Here is an 18,926-nt window from a genome sequence, read left to right on the forward strand (position 1 = left end):
AGGTGGAGCGCGAGGTCGAGGCCGATGCGGCCGGGACCGCTGTCGGCGATCGCCTTCTCGACTGCCTGCCGGACCTGGGTGAGCGCCGTCGCCGCGAGTTCGCTTTCACTGCGCATGCCGTAGTTGAGCAAGCGCACGGCGATGCGTGGATAGAAGCCGTGGTCGCGGTGGGCTTCGGGCTTCCACTGTTTGTGTTCCTCGCTCCAACCGCGCGTGAGCCCCTCGATGGAGTGGGCCCAGTGCGCGCGGTGGTCGCGGGTGATGTCGGGTAGCTCGGCGAGCGGGTGCGCGCGATACCACTCCGGCATGACGTCGCAGATATCGCGGGGCGCGGGCAGGACGAAGAGCTCCGATTCGAGGGTGATGGTCTGGCCAGCCCGGACGGGATACGGCCGCGCAGCGGCGCGCTCGTTTTCGTTGACGAAGTCCGGAATGCTCGGGAGGAACAGGGCCATGACGTGGTCGTCCTGTCGGTCGAGGCGGTTGGGGGAGGCGAAGACGACCGAGGGACGGTCGTGCTGGCCGTCCCACTGCTGGAGCGGATTCCACGCCAACCCGGCCGCCCAGCCGCGGTTGGCGACCGCCATCAGCGGGACGGTGACCTTGTTGGGGTGAGGCACGAAGCGCGCGGCCAGTCTCGGCGCGACCGACTCGGTACCCGATGAGTCCTCGTGCGCCGTCAGGTACTCGAGTCCGCAGAGCAGCGCGCTGTCCTTGTCCGCGCCGTCGGCGCGCCAGCCGAAGTGAAACTCGGGGCAGGTCAGCGCGCGGAGGGCAAAGTCGCGTTTTGCCGTCAGCGCGCAGCGGATGGAGAACCAGCCCGGGGCCGCAGGGGCGAAGCGGAAGGCGAGGTCGCAGGTTTCGCTGCGCCAAGTGCCGGCAATCGCATTGCCGTTCTCGTCGAGCGGCGCGTATATCAGACGCGGCGGGTCGTCGTTGATCCCTAACTCGGCAAGGGCGCGGATGGCGCCCAACATGCTGGAGTCGTTGCCCTCGCGCACCGCGACTCCGATGACTCCGTGCCCGAAGCCGCTCTCGATGAAGCGCAACTCGGCGGCTCCGCTGGACAGCCTGAGGCCGGGCTGTGCGTCGTCTGCGATCGCGACGATGGGCGTCGCCTTCTCGACGGCAGGCGCGTTGTCACTGCTGAAGCGCGCCTGGGCGAGGCGTGTTCCCGGGGCGGCCGGCGACACCTCGACGGACAGCAGTCTCTCCTCGCCCGGCGCGAGGTCGCCGACGTGGACGGTGTGCAGATTTCCTTCCAGGCCAAGTGCGCCCCGCGCGCCGAGGACTGCCCGCCCGCCGGAATTGCGCACGACGCATTGAAGCGCGGCGGGGTCGCCCGCGACGCATATCGCGGCTGAAGCGGCGAGCGTCGTGATCTCGAGGCACGGCCCGACATCGCGCAAGGAGATGTCGTCGAAGAGCATGGCCGCGCCGGGCAGGATGCCGAGGATGATGCGGGCCTGTGCGGCGTCGGCGGGGGCGGTGAAATCACCGCCGTGCTGCAGCCACGTGTGGTCGGAGGCGTCGCCACGCCAATCGTTGTCATAGCTGAGGTGCTTGCCTTCGGCGTCGAGCCATTCGATGGTGACCTTGAAGCCGGACCTCTCCGGCGCGATGAGACGCACCGCGGAGGACAGGGCGTATTTCGCGCCCGGCGCGACGGGGAAGGCGTCGCTGTGCGCGTTGACCTCGCCATCGCGGCCGCGGGTGTCGATGCGCAGGCATTGTTTGCCGCCGCGGGCTTCGGTGGCGATGATCTCGGCGCCGAGCCCGGCGTCGGGGCCGGAGGGCTGGCGATACGGGCCGGAGAAGCTCCAACTCGCAGCGCCTTGCTCGAACCCGCCATTGGGGACGATTTCGCGACCCAGATTGCGCGCGGGGGCGGGGAGAGCGAGCGCGAGCATGAGTGCGACGGCGAACGACGGGATCATCCAGGTCTGCATTATGCAGGGCCTCCGTTTCGTTGCAGGGCGTTTCTGCGCGGCGGGCGCGGTGTTCCTGCCGGGCGGGCAACGCGTGTCTTCCCGCCGGGCCATTTGACGGCGAGGCGGACACGATGTAATATGCCCAAGCCCGGCCAGCGGTCGCCGGCGATCTATATTGCGAGGTGCGAGACATGGTTTCCGTCGCCCAGAATTGCGTGATCGAGTTATCGTTCACGTCCGGGAAGCGGTATGGTGATCCATTCAATGATGCGACTCTCGACGTCGTGTTTGCCGCGCCCGACGGCAGCGAGCATCGCGTGCCCGCCTTCTGGTCGGGGGACATGAACTGGCGCGTGCGCTACGCGTCATCGAAGGTCGGCAGGCACACGTACCGCACGATATGCTCGGACGAGTCCAACGCGGACCTGCATGGGCGCGAGGGAGAACTCGAAGTCGTCCCATACGAGGGTGCGAACGCCTTGCTTCGCCACGGGCGCCTGCGGGTCGCCGAGGATCGCCGCCACCTCGAGCATGAGGATGGGACGCCGTTCTTCTGGCTCGGGGACACGTGGTGGTTCGGGTTGGTGAAGCGGCTGACGTGGCCCGGTGATTTCCAGCGCCTGACCGCGGACCGCGTCGCCAAGGGGTTCAACGTCGTGCAACTCGTCGCGGGGCTGTATCCGGACGTGTACCGGTTCGACCCGCGCGGGGAGAACGAGGCCGGGTGCCCGTGGACCGAGGGCTATCGCGCGATCAACCCGGCGTACTTCGACATGATGGACCTGCGCATCGAGTGGCTGGTGCGCTCGGGCATCGTGCCGTGCGTTGTGGGCGCGTGGGGCTTCTACATCAAGTACGCCGGGCCGGAGGTGATGAAGAAGCACTGGCGCAATCTCGTCGCGCGCTACGGCGCGTACCCGACGGCGTGGTGCGTTGCGGGCGAGGCGGTGATGCATTTCTACACCGAGAACTTCGGCCCCGACCACGTGGCGTATGCCAAGGAGGCGTGGACCGATGTCATGCGCTACCTGCGCGAACTTGATCCATACCATAACCCGATCACGATTCACCCGACCGCGCCGGACTCGCGGGCGATGATCAACGACGCTTCGCTGCTCGACGTTGATATGATGCAGACCAGTCACGGCTACGGGGCGATGGAGAACACGGTGCGCTACACGCTCGGCGCGGTGGCGGGCGAGCCGCCGCTGCCGGTGATCAACGGCGAGCCGATGTACGAGGGCATCATGGGGCAGTGCTGGCACGACATGGCCCGGTTCTGCTTCTGGACGTGCATGATGTCTGGCGCGGCGGGGCACACCTACGGCGCCAACGGCATGTGGCAGATGAGCACGCCGGAGGAGCCGTGCGTGGCGATCAGCGGGTCGTGGGGCGACACGACGTGGGAGGAGGCGTCGCGGCTCGCGGGGTCGGCGCATGTCGGGATCGGCAGGCGGATCCTGGAGCGGTATCCGTGGTGGGAGTTCCGCCCGCGGGTCGAGCCGGGGTGGAACACGGAGGAGCGCATCGCTCCGTTCGCGGCGGGCATTCCCGGGCCGGTGTGGATGTTCTATCTCGTTTCCGACGGGCTGCCGGGAATGTACCAGGGCATGCGGGGCAAGTCCATCCAAATCGAACCGGGGGCGCAGTATCGCGCAAAGTTCGTCAACCCGCGGACGGGGGCGGATGTGGAGGTCGGGCCGGTGACGCCGGAGGCGGACGGCACGTGGCCCATCGCCCGCAAGCCGAGCCGGGAGGATTGGGTGCTGGTGATTGAGGACGCGCGGAAGGTGGGGAGGTAGCGGGCAGGTCGTCTGAATGCCGCGGCGCCGGTCAGAACCAGCTCGGCAGTTGGCCGAGGTCGGGGAGGAACAGGCCGAGGGTCGCCATGAGCATGCCCGCGCCCGCAAAATGCCCGAGCACCAGCCCGAGGAACGCCGGGATCATCCGCCGGTAGAGCGGCATGCCGCCGATCCATAGGATCAGCGCCTTGAGCAGCCAGGCCTGGAAGAACCCGAACCAGAACGGATTGCCCTCGCCCCAGCACGTCGCGGCAAGGTAGCCGATCGGGCTCATCGCCCAGAAGCGGCTCCCCATGCGCAGCAGCAACAGCCCCAGCGTCACCGCCCCGCCGATGAGCGTCGCCGCGTTCTGCGCGGCGCGCGGCGGCTGCGGATTCTCGAGAGACGTCGCCATCGCGCCGAAATGCTGGAACGCCACGGTCGCGTTGAAGCTGCCCTGCGCGCCGCCGTGGAAGACGTTCAACTCACCCCAGCGGAACATGGCGGCGATGTGCGCCCCGAAGTTGCCGACGATCCCGATGACCACGGCGATGACGACGGCGTAGAGCATCCGCCGCTGGCGCACGCCGACGGCGTCGGCGAGCTTGAAGGATTCGATCTGGCTCTCGGCGAGCATGCTCGGCAGCCAGAACCGGCCGAGCCAGTTGAGCGACGAGAGCAGGACGAAGCTCTGCACGCCGCCCATGGCGAGCAGCCCCTGAGTGCCGACGACATTGGTGAGGGTGGCCGAGACCATGCCCCACGGCACGACGTGAAACGGCACGCCGGCCTCGGCGCGGATGCGCGCGGCGACGAGCGCGAAGCAGATGACAATGAAGAAGAACGGCGCCGCGACGGCGAGGGACATGCCGGACAGCTTGCACCACGCCAGAAGGAAAGCGAGAGACGCGAACAGCCCCCACACCGCCCAGCGCAGGGGGATGGGGTGGTCATCCTCGACGGCGGGGCCGCGGCGAAACGCCGCGCGGCAGCCGAGCACGATGTCCTTGCGCGCCATCCACAGCAGCGCGAGCGCGAGGGCGATGAACCCGCCCGCGGCCTGCTCCTGCATGTACGGGAAGCCGCCGGTGCGGAAGCCGAGGTTGAAGCCGAAGTACTTGACCAGCTTGACGGCGACGAACGCGGCCCACACCGAGAAGCTGATGTCGAGCGGCACGAGGTAGGCGAGCCCGACGACCTGGGGCAGGTGGAACAGCAGCACAGGTTGCAGCCCCTCCCACTTGCCGGCGAAGAACGGGCTGAGGTCGGTGTAGAAGCCGGGCGAGGGGACGAACGGTGCGAGCGCGTGCAGCACGCGGGAGAGATTGAAGAGGAACGCGACGCCGAAGCCGAGCCACATCACGGGGTCGGCGAAGAATGACCGCCGCTGTCCGTCGAGCATGGCGAGCGGGAGCTGGACGAGCGGAAAGGTGAGGCGTTCGTTCTCGGTCCATTGGCGGCGCAGGAGTGTCAGCAGGCAGATGAAGACGCCGGCGAGGGCAATGAGGAAGAGCGTCCAGGACACGACCGGCAGGGCATACGCGCTCCATGGGACGGCCCCGCCGGGCGCGCCTTCGTACTCGCCGCGGATGATCGAGGGGTCGCGCGGATACCACCAAGCCGGGATGTGGCGCTGGTAGTCGGCGAAGTGGTTCGTCGGAGTGGCATAGTAGAAGAGCGCGCCGATGAAGGGCATCAGCGCGCGGATGCCTTGGATGCCCGAGAAGTCGAGGGCGAAGCCGACCATGACGAAGATGACGATCAGCTCCGCGCGGGAGAACGCCCAGCGGGGCGCGCGGCGGCGCAGCCAGACGCCGGCGGCGAAGAGCAGGGCGAGGAAGAGCAGGGCGGGCAGGGCGGGGACGCCGGTGGCGACCCAGATGCCGGTGCGCAGCTCGACGGCGTACATCCAGAGCAAGGCGAGTGCGATGAGCGCGGCGCCAACGACGATGGCGCGGAAGCGAAAGGCGGGCGGGTTACACTGGGAGCCGTCGGAGTGCGCCACGGCGGACGGTTTCGCACGCGGCGCGGCGTTCTCCTGCTGCAGCGGCACAGCGGCGATCAGCGTAGGGGCACAGCATGCTGCGCCCCCACCTTGGCGACGCTCTGCGGGCGTCGTGTAGGAAACATGCCGCGGCGCCGCGAAGTCCCGTGACATGCTGCGCCGCGCTGTCACCCCGGAAGAGCTTGACTCAGTCCTCGCGCATTACGACATCGGCCCGCTAGCATCACCGCCGGGGCCGGGGAGCGGGACGGCCAACGCGAATCTGAGGATCGTCACGGCGTCGGGCGAGTACTTCTTCCGGCGGCGCAACCCGAAGTATGCGCGCGAGGAGTTCGTCGCGTTCGACCACGCGCTGATGGCGCACATGGCGCGGTACGGCGTGAAGACGCCGCGGCCGATTGCGACGCGCGACGGGCGGGGTTGGGTGCGCATGAACGACGAGGTGTACGAGGTGTTCCACTACCAGCGCGGCGGGCCACATGACCGTCATTCCCTTGCCCAGCTTGCGTCCGCCGGGCGCGCGCTCGGAGACTACCACCGCGCCGCGCGCGATTTCGTCCCCCCGCCGGGCAAGGAGTGGCCGAGGTATGATGATCCGCATCTGATCCGCGACGGCGTTCGGGAGATCGAAGGCGAGCTGCGGCGGCGGCTTGCCGCCGAGGATTGGCATTACTTGATGAGCCAAGTGGAATCGCTCGAACTGGCGCTGCCGGACGAGCGGTATCATGGCCTGCCGAAGCTGGTGATACACGGCGATTACCACCCCGGCAACATGAAGTTCAGCGGCGACGAAGTGGCGGGGATCTTCGATCTGGACTGGGCGACCGTGCAGCCGCGCGTGAGGGACCTCGCGGACGCGTTGTTCCTGTTCGCCGGGGAGCGCGACAGCGACATTGATGCCTCGGACATCTTCTCCCTGACGCAGACGTGGCGGCCGTCGGTCGAGCGCGGAGCGGTCGTGATGGGAGCGTATCTGGAATCCGAGGCACTGCGGGAGGACGAGGCGGCGGCGCTGCCGCTGTTCGTGCGCGCGCGGTGGCTGTACTGCCGGGTGGCGGGGATGGTGAAGGTCGCCCCGGAGCGGCGGATCGAGTACTTCGTCGCGGGATTGCTGGAGCCGCTGCGGACGATGGATGGAATCAACCGGCTGTTCTGAGGCACAGGACGGGAATAACCTCGCGCCCCGGCGGTTACTGCACCCAGGATTTGAGCCAGATCGTGCCCGACGCGACGCGGGCCGTCTTCCGGCTTTCCCGATCATAGACCGAGAGCGTCTTGCGAGCGGTAAACGCGGCGAAGCGTCCGTCCGGCGAGGGCAGCACCTCGCGGTGGTCTCTGCCCAGGGGCGTCACAGCCTGGTCCGCGCGGCGGTCCCAGATGCAGGTGCGGTATTCCTGCCGCTCATCAACGAGAGGAGTGCCCACGCGCACCCTGAGGCCCTTCCTATAGAAAGAGGCGACTTCGGTAATCGGGATGAGCCGTGACGCCTCGAGGTTTACGACGTACTCCCCGGCATCGGTCGCTCCGGCATAGTGAATCTCGCCGCCCGGCCATGCGCGCCACAGCCGGTGGCTGGCGCCGAGCCAGCCGGGCACCGGCAGCGCGAGCAGTTCCCTCCCGGTGGCGACATCCACGAGGCGGAGGGTCTGCTGGAGACGCTCCCCTGATATCATCGGCTCTCCCCCGGAGGGCTCCGCGACGGGGACTGCGTGCTGATAGAGAATGCGGTTGTCGTCCACCCACAGCAGGAGTGGATTCGGCGTCATGCTGGAGATGCCCGAGTTCTCGCAGCGCACCCCCGCGACTATAGCGCGCGGCCAGCCCAGGGGCAGTTCCGCGACACAGAGGTCGTACCCGCCCCCGGTAAGTGGGGACGGGATGCGCATGGTGAAGAACGCATAGCGAACCAGCCCCGGAGACACCGCGACGCTGGCTAGGCCATAGGGCGGCGTGCCACTTCCCACCGTGCCGCGCTGCCCCAGCCGATCGAGCATCGCCAACGGCGCGGGGCGCCAGCCGGTGTCAACGTTGAAGACGCGAAGCTCGACGCCGAGCATCCGCGGGAAAGAGAAGACGAGCAACCGGCGGTCGGCGCTCATGCCGACGAGTTGCACGCCGCGCTCGCGATCGATCACATTTGCGGCGCGTTCCCTCGGGGAGTAGATGAACGTCCGGAACGCGCCGTCGTGCATGAGATACCGGCCGTCCGGGAGGGGTTCGATGAGGGACAGCCCACGCGCAGTCATGAGCCTCTCGGTTCGCCACTCGTCTTCGTCGAGCAGAGCGAGCCAGAGCGCGGTGGTGCGCGGTTCGAGGAGATCCTCGAAGTACAGGAACGCGGGCTTGCCGAGGAAGCTTGGGCTGGTCGCGCGCTTGGCCGCGGGTGCGGCGACGGACGCCATCGCTACCGCGACAATGCACGCGGCGGTCGGCAAGATGCGGCACGAGACGTACATGGCGTTCCCCCATTGGCCCGCGCGAGCCGGACGCGCAGGCGGGCGACGCGGAAGCCCGCACAAGCAAGAGCCTCGCGGCGCGGCACGGGGCGAGCCGTTGCGGCACCCTACTGCGCTGTTCTGCAGCAGTTTGACGATGGCGCGTCCGCGAATGTTCCCGCTCCGCGGCGGTTCCCCGCCTTACGCCGAAGTCGGAGCGCGCTGTGACCGATCCTGTCGGCGATGGCGGCGCTACTTCCCCATCTTCTTCAGGTTATCGAGGCAGGCCTTGACGCATTCGAGCGGGGGCATGGCGTAGACTTCCTGCTCGACGATGTACCACTCGGTGTTGCCGGTGGTCTCGCACAGCTCGAACACGCGCTGCCAGGGGCAGTCGCCGTCGCCGATGACCGCGGCCGTGCCGTCCTTGGAGTACTCTTTGAGGTGCACGGTGATGGCGCGGCCGGGGTAGCGTTCGAGGAAGGGGACGGGGTCGGCGCCGCCGTGCATGGCGTTGCCGGTGTCGAACTGCATCACCACTTCGGGATTCGCGGCGCCGAAGAAGGTATCCCACGGCATCTCGCCTTCCAGCGGCTGAAACTCGATGGAGTGATTGTGGTAGCCGGTGAGCATGCCGAGCGGCTTGAGCTTCGCCGCGATCTCGTTGAACACGCCGGCGGTCTTCTGCCACGCCGCGCGCGAGCTGCGGTATTCCTCGGGCAGCCCGGGAACGATGAGGAACTTGTTGCCGATGGTGCGGTTGAACTCGACGGTCTTCTCGAACTGATCGCCGAGGAGCGTGTCGATGCCGGTGTGGGTGCCGGCGACCTTGAGGCCGAGGCCGTCGAGCATCTTGCGCAGCTCCTGGGCGCTGCGCTCGTAGTAGCCCGCGAACTCGACGCCGACGTAGCCCATGTCCGCGACGGCTTTGAGGGTGCCGGGGAGGTCGCGCGCGCAGTCCTCGCGCACGGAGTAGAGTTGCAGAGCGATCGGAATCTTAGCCATGTCCATCTCCTTGCCTAGATTATCCATCCTGCGTTTGAAGCGCGTGCCGGGCGGCGCTGCGCGCCGCTCCGGAGCCCCGACGCGCGGGGCCGCGTACATCTGAGGCGTGCGCGCACAAGTAATGCGCGCTTGGTGGTCGTGCGACGAGCGCGGCCGGAGCGGCCGGGCCCGACGCCGACTCGCACATTCTACCAGGCGCCGCGCGCCGCGTCGAGGACGGATCGGCGGCGGGTCGTTCAGCCGCCGGGCCGACCACGGCTGCTAGGCCAACCGGTAGAGTTCCATCGGGTTGTCGAAGAACCACTGGCGGGCGACGGCGACGGCCTGATCCTCGGTCATCAGCCCCGCGTCAACGCGCGCGCCGAGGACGATGGCGATGTTCTCGCGCGCCATGACGAGATGCCCGTAGACCTTCTCCACGGGATGGTAGTCTCCGCCGAACGCGATGAGCTTGTTGACCGGCACCATGTCGATGTACTCGTCGAGCGCGGAGCGAGTCATCGCGGGCGAGATGATATGCGTCCAGCACAGGTTGAGCCAGACGTTGGGGAAGTTCTTGCCGATAACGCCGGTGGTGCGGACATCGGGCATGCCCATGTGGTAGAGATCGAAGCGCGTCTTCGGGTTGCGCATGACGATGGGGATGATGTGCTGCGACGCGAGGTCGCGGAAGTCGCCCCACATGCCGGCGTGGACGGCGACGACGAGGTCGTGCTCTGCGGCGAGGCGGAGCATCTGCTCGACGAGGTAGTCGCGCAGCGGGTTCATATCCGCGAGCTGGGCCTGCGCGCCGCTGCGCAGGCCGTCGAACGTGCAGACGGCGTCGGCGCGGTTCGGCGTGCCGTACGGGCGCGACGCCATCTTGATGCCGACGGCGCCCTCGCTCTTCCACTTCGCGAGCCCGTGGTCGCAGATCGCGATGTAATCGTCGAGGGTGGCGACGCGCTGGTCGAACTCGCGGGCGCGGGCCGCGATGTGATTCCAGTTGTGGGCGGCGGCGAAGTGATCCATGGGCATGAGCGGGACGAGCAAGTCGCCCTCGTAGTCGGTGCGCCCGGCCTGGGTCAGCGCGTGGCGGATGCGGCACTTGTCGCGCAGCATGCGGGTGTAGATGCCGGGCGTGTTCTGCCGCTGCATCTCCTCGGACAGCGGGGCGTACGTGTCGTCGTTGATGTCGTCGAAGCCGTAGAACTCCCGTGCGGCGACGAACGCGGGCCGCACGTACGAGCCGAAGCGGATGTGCTCGAGGTACGGCTTGAGGAGATTCCAGCGGTGGTCGAGGGTGTAGTTCCGGTTATGCAAGGCGTCGTAGTCCTCAGAGCGCATGCCTGAGGTGACGAGGTCGGTGCGGACGTAGTGAGAGAAGAGGGTGAGCGCGTCCACCTGCGAGCTGACGCGGGCCGGCTCGGGGGACAGGTGCTCGTGCGCGTCAACGACCTCGAATTCCTCGAATGCCTTGACGAGTGCCTGGGCGGTTGCGGGAAGGTTCATGGGGTACGTTCTCCGATTGTTGGAATCAGCGGCGCCCCCAGCGGCGCCGGGGAGCATTTACGGCGCGGGGGAGGGGCATTCCTGCGGGGGCGGGAGGTTAACCGCAGAGGGCGCAGAGACCGCAGTGAGGCGCGGACGGGAACGGCGACCGCACGGGCCGGCGCGTCGTTGATGAGACGCGAAGGCGCCTCATCGGTGCGCAGGTTGAAAACCTGCGTCACCGATCACGAATAACCCGGGCTAACCGTCCCCGAGGCCGTAGTCGAGGCGGGTGAAGTCGCGGCCGATCGACTGGGGGTACGCGAGCGCGGCGCAGATGCGGCGCACGTTGCGACAGAAGTCCGTCGTCCTGATGCGCCCGTTGTCATCAACCCAATAGCCCTGAGGATTCATCGCCGCCAGGGCTTCCTCGGCGCGGGCGCGGACCTCGTCGGCGGCGAGCGGCGTCCTCAGCTTGGCGAGGTACTTCTCGCGGCCCAATTCCTGAAGCTCAGCGTAGGCCTGTATGAGATGCGGGATGCCGAAGTCCTTGAGCTTCCCGCCGGATTCGAGGCCGCGCGCGGGATAGCCCGACTCGAAGCTTTCGCCGATCTGATAGACGCGGATCGTCTGCTCGTCCCTCTCGTCAACGTAGATGCGGCGGCCGGCGCGATCGAAGTAGCGGAACCATAATCCGGGCGGCCCCTCAACCGACCTGAGCCATCGCAGGGCACGCGGGAACGGGTGGAGATACTCCGCATTGCCGGTGCGGAGATAGGCATTGAGAAGCACCGCGAGGGCGTCGGCGGTGGCGTCGGGACTGACGGCCGCCGGCTCGTGCCAGCGCGCGGCGACGGGCTGCATGTCGTAATCGTACTGCTGCGCCCAGCCGGGCTGCGGCTCCGGCAGCTGCGCGGAGATGAGCCACCGCAGGGCGTTCTCGACGGTGCGCTCGGCGACGCGGTCAGGCAGTTCGTCGGCGTGCGCCAGAAGCGTTGAGATGTTCCAACCCATGAGGTCGTCGTTGATGGTGTACCAGATCGGGTAGGCGCCGAGGCCATGGCCGCCCTCGATCACCGCGCCGGCCGGCCAGCGCTGAGGCCAGGCGCCGATGGGATACTGGGAGTTGACGAGGAACCACAGTCCCGCGCGGGCGGCCTCCCGGCAGCGGGCGTCGCCGGCAACATCGGCCATGGCGAAGAGGAAATCGATCGGGCCGTGGGCGATGCCGTCGTCCATGTTGCCGGGCCTGGGGATGCACTCGCGGCCGGGCGCGGGGGGGTTGAGGCGTGTGGAGATGCGCGCTGTGTCGGCGGGGTCGAGTGGAATCTCGCCGGCCCAGCCACCGTTATCGAGTTGGCCCGCGACGAGGATCTCGGCGCACTCGCGGGCGAGGCGCAGGTAGGCGTCATTGCCGGTCGTGCTGTAGGCGAGCAGGAAGGCGTGGCCGACCTGCGGCGTGGCGTTTGGGTGTACCCGCGCGTCGGTCATCGCGACCGGCCCGGATGGAGAGTGCTCGTCGGCATAGGCGCCCTGGCGGCCGAGCTTGGCGAAGGCAGTGACGGCCCGATCGAGGCCCGCAGTGATTCGATCAACGAAGTCGCGATCGAGGGGATCGCCGGGGGCTGCAGACGCGAGCACGGCCAGGGCGATAAGGCACATCGAGAGGAAGACGCCCGGCCCGGGGCGCATCGATCGCTTGTGCCGCATTGTCATCGCTCACCACCTTGCCGGCTGCGCGTCGTCGCTTGTCCACCGAAGCGAGGCACACGCAAAGGCGGATGAACCGCGCGCGCCCGGAGCCACAGCAACCGCCGGGCTTCGAGCACGTCAGAACCGGTCACCCTCACCCGGCCTCCCCCCGGAAGGGCGAGGAGTCTCGTCTTCCACGGCACGAGGCCACGCGCGAGGGAAGCGATTACCAGGTCAGGCGGACGGTCAGTTTGTCCCCGGCGCGCAGGGTCGCAGGACGCGAGAGGCGCACGACGGCCGTGCCGTCTTCGACGCGAGCGGTCGCGCGGCGCTTGTTGCCGCCCAGGGTCACCTCCGCAGTCGCCTGCTGCGCGCTCGCGGGAAGGCGCAGGCGGATTTCGCGCAGCACCGCAGTGCCGTACTTCAGCTCCAGCGTATCGGTCTGTGACTTGCGCGCGCGCTTCTGCTCGAACCTCCCCCAGCCCTCGGCCGTGGAGAAGAACGAGCGGAAGTCGTTCGGCCGCCACCGCGGGTCGAAGGCGATGACGCCCTGCGGCCCGTCGTAGTAGTAGCCCTGTACCGCGAGCAGCAGCGCCCAACTGCTCATCGCACGCGCGTAGTGCTCGCCGCACTCGATCTCGTTCCACGGGTTGCGCTTGAACGGCGGGCGGGCAACGCCGTCGTAGCGGTTGCGCGCGGCCTTGACGATCTGCCACGCTTCCTCGACCATCCCTTCATAGATCATGTGCGAAGCGACCTGGTACTCAATGCCGGTCCACACCTCGTCGCGGTAGAGGATGGGGTCGGCCGGGCGGCCGCCCCTGGGCCACGCGCAGCACAGCAGGCCCATGTCCGTGCCCCACGCGAAGACCCGCTGGGTGTACGGGAAGCCGGTATGGTCCCACAGGAAGTTGTGCTTGAGGATCGCCTTCAGTGCGCCCTTCACGCGGTTCTCGGGCAGGAGGTAGCCCAACCCGGTGACGTGCGCGAACCACTGACCGATGACCTGGTCCGCGAGGCACCCCGTGCCGTACTGAGTCGCGGTGTGCTTCTGGTCGTCGTAGAGCTGGATGTAGTACTCGCCGTTCCACAGCGCCTTGTCCATCGCGGCGCGGCCTTCGAGGTAGCGGTCGTGATAGCGCTGGGCGCTGTCGGCGTCGCCGCAGACCTTCGCCATTTCCTCGGCGGAGCGCAGGGCGCCGAGGTACCAACTGCCGATGAACGTATTCGGGCCGTACACGGCGCAGTCGTAGGTGTTCCACTGCTCGCCCTCGATGACGCCGTTGGCGTCGGGGTCGTAGGTGTCCATCGCCCAGTCCATGGCGAGCTTGACGCGCGGCCATTTGTCGTGCAGCCAGCGATCGTCGGGGGACTGGAGGTATTCGCGGTAGATCTTCATGATGCAGCCCAGATGGCCATCGGCGAAGGGGCCGCTGCCGCGCGGCAGGGAGAGCGGCAGGACGGTGCGGTGATGGATGAAGCCGCTGGGATCCTGCTGCACGCCGAAGTCGGTGTCGCGCATGTTGCGCTCAAGGGCGGGGAAGAGCTTGGCGAGGGTCTGCTCGTAGTTCCAGACGTGAGTGCAGTTCATCGGGCAGCAGCGGCAGCCTTCGAAGGCGGACAAGGTGCCGTCCTCGATCCACATCACGGTCTGGCTGCGCAGGGTCGAGATCTGCGACGAGATGCAGTCGAGGAGCCAGTACGGCAGGTTGCTGTCGTAGAACGCGTCGCGGAAGAGGCGGGTTTCCGCGGCGAGCCGGGGGAGGTCGGCGGCGACGTACTCGGCGGCCTGCTGCGCGTCGGCGAACCAGTTGTTATACATGTTGCCGATGCGGTGCGACGCGAGGTTCTGGTCGTAGTCCGCGTAGTGGTTCGGGAAGTGCCAGGCCAGCACGAAGGTGACGGTCTTCTTCTCGCGCGGCTTGAGGGTGATCGGCGCGGCGACGGCGCAGTTGGCGGTGCGGCCGGTCGGGGTTGGCTCGCAGCGGCCTTCCGTCTGGAAGGCGCCGTGGGCGACGAAGTCCTGCCACAAGACGCTCGGATTGGTCCACCCCGCGCGGGCTGTAGCTTTGGGGGCGGTGGTCAGCAGGGACATCGAGCCGAACTGCTTGGCGACGGGATCCATGTCCGGCGCGGTCATGGCGACGCCGAGGAAGCCGTCGCCGCTGACGATAGTGTTGACGTTCCCGCCGTAGCCATCGAAGTTGACGACGTCGTGCGGCGGGCCGGTGATGGCGGCGCGCCCGTCATAGCCCACCGCGTTCTGGCACGAGGCAAGCAATGACACCTCGACCGCGCGCGCGAGCGGGTTGCGCACGGTGAAGTTGAAGACGATGGCGGGCAGCGCGGAGTCCTTGTCGTTCATCGGGATGCACGGCGAGAAGGTCTCCAGCGATACCTCGACAGGCAGCGCGTCATCTTCGTAGGTCAGCTCGGCAATGGGGTATTCGCCGACGAACTTGATGCTCTGAACCGGCGGCAGGTTCGACGTCGGTTGGACGCCTGTTTCGACGGGGACTGACGTGACGGCGGCAAGCGCGTCCATCTGCAGCAGGCGGCCGGTGGGCTCGCCGCTGCCGTCATCGACGCGGACGGCAAAGAACCCGCCGGGCACGATGCAGCTCGAGTTGCAGGTGTTGAAGATCTGCCACTCGCGCAAGTCGCCCCGGCCGCCGATGGCGACGACGCCCGCGCCGATGCCGCCGAGCGGCATGGCGATATCGGTGAGGCCGTCGCCGGTGTAGACTTTCCGGCGCGTCTGCGCTGTAAGGGATGACTTGAATTTGCGGATGCGTTCGGCGCGGGCTTGTGCCGCGCGAGTCTTTTGTCGCGCCACGTCGGCCTCCTCCTTGGGCGTCAACTCGCGGATGTCGTCCACATTGACGTGCCCCCATCCCCCGGTCGCCCGGTCAACGATGCGAATGTAAGCGGGCGTGCCGCGGTGTTCCGCGACCTCCCACAGCACGGGGATCATCGCCTCGCGGTTGCGGCCCCACGACCGCGCGAGTTCCGCGTCGTCGCTGGCGCGAATGAGCGCGACATGCGCCTCATTGGGGTTGAACCCGCCGCCGCCGACGAGCACGCGGATGTAGTTGGAGTGAATGACAAAGGTCGGCGAGCGCAGCTCGCCGGTGCGGGCGTCGTCGAAGCCGCCGTCGGGCAGCTCGCCGGTGCCGATGAACCAGTCTCCCTGCTTGTCGAAGTTGCCGCCCCAGCGGTCGTTGCCCGCGTTCGTCGGCTGCGGCCCGAGGTTGCCGGAGACGACCTGCCAGTCCTGCAGGCCGGTTTCGAAATCCCAAGCGACCAACGGGGCGTCTGCGGCCGTGCAAGCGGCGGCGAAGGCAACACACAGCGAGAGCGCAAGGATTCCGACGCAAGCGAAGTTCAAGGTGTCCGATCTCCCGCTCAGGATGGGACGGTCTTTCGCCTTATGGGCGGCGGCGCCCTCTTGGAAAGGACCCGATGGACCCGCCGAGTGCTGACGCGCCGAGCCCCGGCGCAGAAGTGGAGAGCGCCAGGAGATGCACGACCGATCCCCGAATCTCTATATCAACGGGATCGCGCGGCCGATGTGCCGGGCGGGGAACTGTAGGCGGACTCGGCCGGACCCGCGGAACACTGCGGGGCGCCGGGATGAGTGTGGGCCCGCCTCGTCGTGAGCGGCCCGAACGGCAGCGCGGGGGGGACGCGACCGTAGCCATAGCGAGGGATTCACGCCGCGGCAACGCGCGGCAGCCCAAGCTGAGAGGTGGAGTGCGACGTGCGTCGGAGAACTGCCCCGAAGGACGACCGACTTCGGTCGCTGATGCCGATGCTGGAGTTTTTCTCCCGCATCACCGGCTTGACCGCGACGGTGTGCCAAGAGCATCAGGCGGGGCATCGTGCCGTCGCGTGGGTCGGCACGGGAGCGGAGATGCTGCCGTGCGACATCATCAAGAGCGACCCCCAGTTGGAGCCGAAGTGCCTGGAAGCCGACCTGTCGCACATGCGTATGGCCCACCAACTGGGCCGCTACGTGATCTACGAATGTCACGCGGGCATGGTGGACATTGCGGTCCCGGTTCCCGGGGCGCCAGCTTCGGCGTGTGTGCTGACGGGGCAGGTGTTGCCGCGCCCGCTGTCGGACGAGGAACGCGAAGCCCTGGTACGGCGCCTCGCTACCCCCAACACGAGCCCCGCCCGCCTGCGCCGGGGATTCGCGAAGACGGCTTTCATGCCGGAGTGGCAGATCGAGGCGGCAGCCAAGCTCCTGGGGGAACTCGTCCAGTATGGCCTGTCCCCGAGTGCCGACCCGGGGCTCGCGTCGCTCGGGCACTACGTGGCGGGCGAGTTGCTCAAGCGTCGGCAGTGGCAGGAGTTGGAGGGCATCGCCCGCCTGGCCGGGGTGGAAGCGGCGCCCAGAGTAGCAGTCGCCATGAGGGTGTCGTGGCCGAGTTGGCGCGGCAATGTGGACTGGCAAGGGCTCAACCAGGCGCGTGAGCTGGTCGCCGCGGAGATCCCGTCGGCGCTCGCGGTCGTCGAGGGAGACAAGTTGTTCGTGCTATGTTGCGAACTCGACGGGGTGGCACAACGGGTGCGCAAGGTGGTGACCACGTTGCGCGCGGCGGGGCTGCAGGTGGCGGCCGGCGTCGGGCGCCCGTGCGATGGCAGCCGAGAGATCTGGGAATCATGTCACGAGGCGGAGACGGCGCTGGGCTACCGCTTCCTGACCAAAGATGCCGTCATTTTCCTGGAGGCGGTTGAGCGCAGGAGCGAGTATCCGCGCCTGATTCCGGCAGCGGCGAAGGATATTGGGCTGCTGGTGCGGCTGGGCAATCCGGAGCGCGCGCGCGAAGTGCTGTCCGCCCTCATCCTCGAATTGGGGCGGGAACCGCACGCCCGGCCATGGCTGCTGGACTGCTCCGTCGAGATCCTGGCGCTCCTCATCTCGGAACTGCGCGACGCCGGCAACCGATCGGAGGCGTTGCCGGGAGTGCTGAGGCATTTCGTCATGGCCGGATACCGCGCGACGACACTGGGAGAACTCGTGTCGCTATTGGAATGGAGCGTCGAGCAGCTGATCGGCCACGTCCAGAGCGCTCCTCGCCGTCCGACCGATCTGGTCGCGCGGGTCTGCGAGTACGTCGAGCACCATCTGGCGGAGCCGATCAACCTGCAGCGCCTGTGCCGGGAGACGCTGTTCGTCTCCCCCTATCACCTGTCGCGGACTTTCCGCAAAGCCACCGGCATACGATTCGCCGACTGGCTCACCGCTCGCCGCATGGAGCGCGCGACCCAGTTGCTCGCGTCAACGGAGCAGAGCATCGCGTCCGTCGCCGCCAGTTGCGGCTACGACGACCCGCGCTACTTCTCGCGGGTGTTTCGCAAGGCGGTGGGGGCGACGCCGAGCCAGTACCGACAGGCTCGCGCCGCCGACGCGTCATCGTAGTCTGCGTTGCCCGTGCCTATCGCGCGTCGGCGGTATCATCCAAGCGAGCGCACCGTCGCCGCTCGCCGGCACCCCATGACTCCCAAGGCAGGCGCGCTGCCGCGCGGCGCTGCCGAGCTGGGCACCCCCGCTCCCCGTGCACGTGCCGTCACTTTCTCGGAGCAGCGCGCACTCCACATGAGTGCAATTCAGTCCACCATCTTGGCAACAGACTCCACCCCAAGGATCGCGTTGCGTGGGAGAATATGGGTGCGGAAACGGCAGCGGCGCGGTTCGGGGATTCACTCGTCCCCCCAGCACAGCCGGCTACGCGCTGGCCGCCGCAGCTTGAGTCGTCGTGCCAATAGGAGTCTTTCCGCCGGTATACCGAGAGGCGCAGGAACAGCATGTGAGTGAGAAGGAGGTGAGGAGCGGATACGGTTTCATCTGGTCAGGCGAGAGAGAATCGCCTTAGTATTCGCATTCACGATACCGACAGAGGAGGCAACGAAGCATGCGGAGGAATCGTGGTTTCACCCTGATTGAGCTGCTCGTGGTGATTGCGATCATCGCAATCCTGGCCGCGATCCTGTTCCCGGTCTTCGCACGAGCCCGGGAGGCAGCGAGAAAGGCCACGTGCATCTCCAACTTGAAGCAGATCAGCCTGGCGGCGATCATGTACGCACAGGACTATGACGAAGTGCTGCCGGCGGCCAACTTCAGCGGAGTCCAGTCGTCCTCGCACACCGTGGACCCGGCGGATCAGTACGCGACTGATGCGTCGTGGTCGGTTGCGAGTTCGCTGGAGCTGTGGCTGCTGCCGGACGTGCTGGCGCCTTACGTGAAGAGCCTCGACCTCTTCGAGTGCCCCACGCTGAAGCGGCGCGAGCCCAACATGGCACCGATTCACACCGTGGTCATGCCTGACACCGACCCGTTCATCCCAGGTGTACGCAAGGTCGGGAACGACGGCACGGTCGGGTACCCGGGGTATCCGTTCTACATGGCCGGCTCCTACTGGTGGGGCTGCTGCCATTTCGGGGGCGGAAGCCCGATGGCCGCCTCTGAATTCTGCGGCGAATCCGGCGGCTTCTGGGATATCGCCTATGTGCTCGGCTACATTGATGGCGGCCAATACGGAGACTCGCAGGAGTACTGGGCGTGCTCCAACGCCGTGGGCAACTTCGACGATCCGGTGTG

At 67.6% G+C, this 18,926-nt stretch carries 11 protein-coding genes; 4 read left to right on the forward strand and 7 right to left on the reverse strand.

Features of this window, described 5'->3' with window-relative positions:
- The coding region (locus JSV65_01300; GenBank protein ID UCH35016.1) for a carbohydrate binding domain-containing protein at positions 1-1,949 on the reverse strand (1,949 nt) is incomplete at its 3' end.
- A 173-nt stretch (positions 1,950-2,122) separates the two neighbouring features.
- On the opposite strand from JSV65_01300, the gene JSV65_01305 reads away from it, so the two are divergent.
- The gene (locus JSV65_01305) at positions 2,123-3,733 is read left to right on the forward strand and encodes a DUF4038 domain-containing protein (protein UCH35017.1); all 1,611 of its coding nucleotides are present in this window, start codon (positions 2,123-2,125) and stop codon (positions 3,731-3,733) included.
- Positions 3,734-3,764: 31 nt separating this feature from the next.
- Here JSV65_01305 and JSV65_01310 read toward each other — a convergent pair whose 3' ends face one another.
- Entirely contained in the window at positions 3,765-5,765 is a 2,001-nt protein-coding gene (locus JSV65_01310; GenBank protein ID UCH35018.1) for a hypothetical protein, read from the reverse strand.
- A gap of 103 nt (positions 5,766-5,868) precedes the next feature.
- Here JSV65_01310 and JSV65_01315 point away from each other — a divergent pair, with 103 nt between their 5' ends.
- Positions 5,869-6,873, forward strand: coding sequence for a phosphotransferase (locus tag JSV65_01315; protein UCH35019.1), 1,005 nt, complete (start codon positions 5,869-5,871; stop codon positions 6,871-6,873).
- 34 nt (positions 6,874-6,907) lie between these two features.
- Here JSV65_01315 and JSV65_01320 read toward each other — a convergent pair whose 3' ends face one another.
- The 5 genes from JSV65_01320 to JSV65_01340 all read right to left on the reverse strand — a co-directional run bounded on the left by JSV65_01320 (position 6,908) and on the right by JSV65_01340 (position 15,707).
- Complete coding sequence (locus JSV65_01320) at positions 6,908-8,173, reverse strand: hypothetical protein (protein ID UCH35020.1); 1,266 nt, start codon at positions 8,171-8,173, stop codon at positions 6,908-6,910.
- A 231-nt stretch (positions 8,174-8,404) separates the two neighbouring features.
- Positions 8,405-9,157, reverse strand: a complete 753-nt coding sequence (locus JSV65_01325) for a sugar phosphate isomerase/epimerase (GenBank protein UCH35021.1) — start codon at positions 9,155-9,157, stop codon at positions 8,405-8,407.
- Between the two features lie 261 nt (positions 9,158-9,418).
- Entirely contained in the window at positions 9,419-10,648 is a 1,230-nt protein-coding gene (locus tag JSV65_01330) for an amidohydrolase family protein (GenBank protein UCH35022.1), read from the reverse strand.
- Between the two features lie 240 nt (positions 10,649-10,888).
- The gene (locus JSV65_01335) at positions 10,889-12,337 is read right to left on the reverse strand and encodes an AGE family epimerase/isomerase (protein UCH35023.1); all 1,449 of its coding nucleotides are present in this window, start codon (positions 12,335-12,337) and stop codon (positions 10,889-10,891) included.
- A 208-nt stretch (positions 12,338-12,545) separates the two neighbouring features.
- Positions 12,546-15,707 carry a hypothetical protein gene (locus JSV65_01340; GenBank protein ID UCH35024.1) on the reverse strand — a complete coding sequence of 1,054 codons (3,162 nt, stop codon included), beginning with the start codon at positions 15,705-15,707 and terminating at the stop codon, positions 12,546-12,548.
- A 372-nt stretch (positions 15,708-16,079) separates the two neighbouring features.
- Here JSV65_01340 and JSV65_01345 point away from each other — a divergent pair, with 372 nt between their 5' ends.
- The gene (locus JSV65_01345) at positions 16,080-17,747 is read left to right on the forward strand and encodes a helix-turn-helix domain-containing protein (GenBank protein ID UCH35025.1); all 1,668 of its coding nucleotides are present in this window, start codon (positions 16,080-16,082) and stop codon (positions 17,745-17,747) included.
- Positions 17,748-18,240: 493 nt separating this feature from the next.
- The coding region (locus JSV65_01350) for a DUF1559 domain-containing protein (protein UCH35026.1) at positions 18,241-18,926 on the forward strand (686 nt) is incomplete at its 3' end.

Source organism: Armatimonadota bacterium (assembly GCA_020354555.1).
Lineage (GTDB): Bacteria > Armatimonadota > Hebobacteria.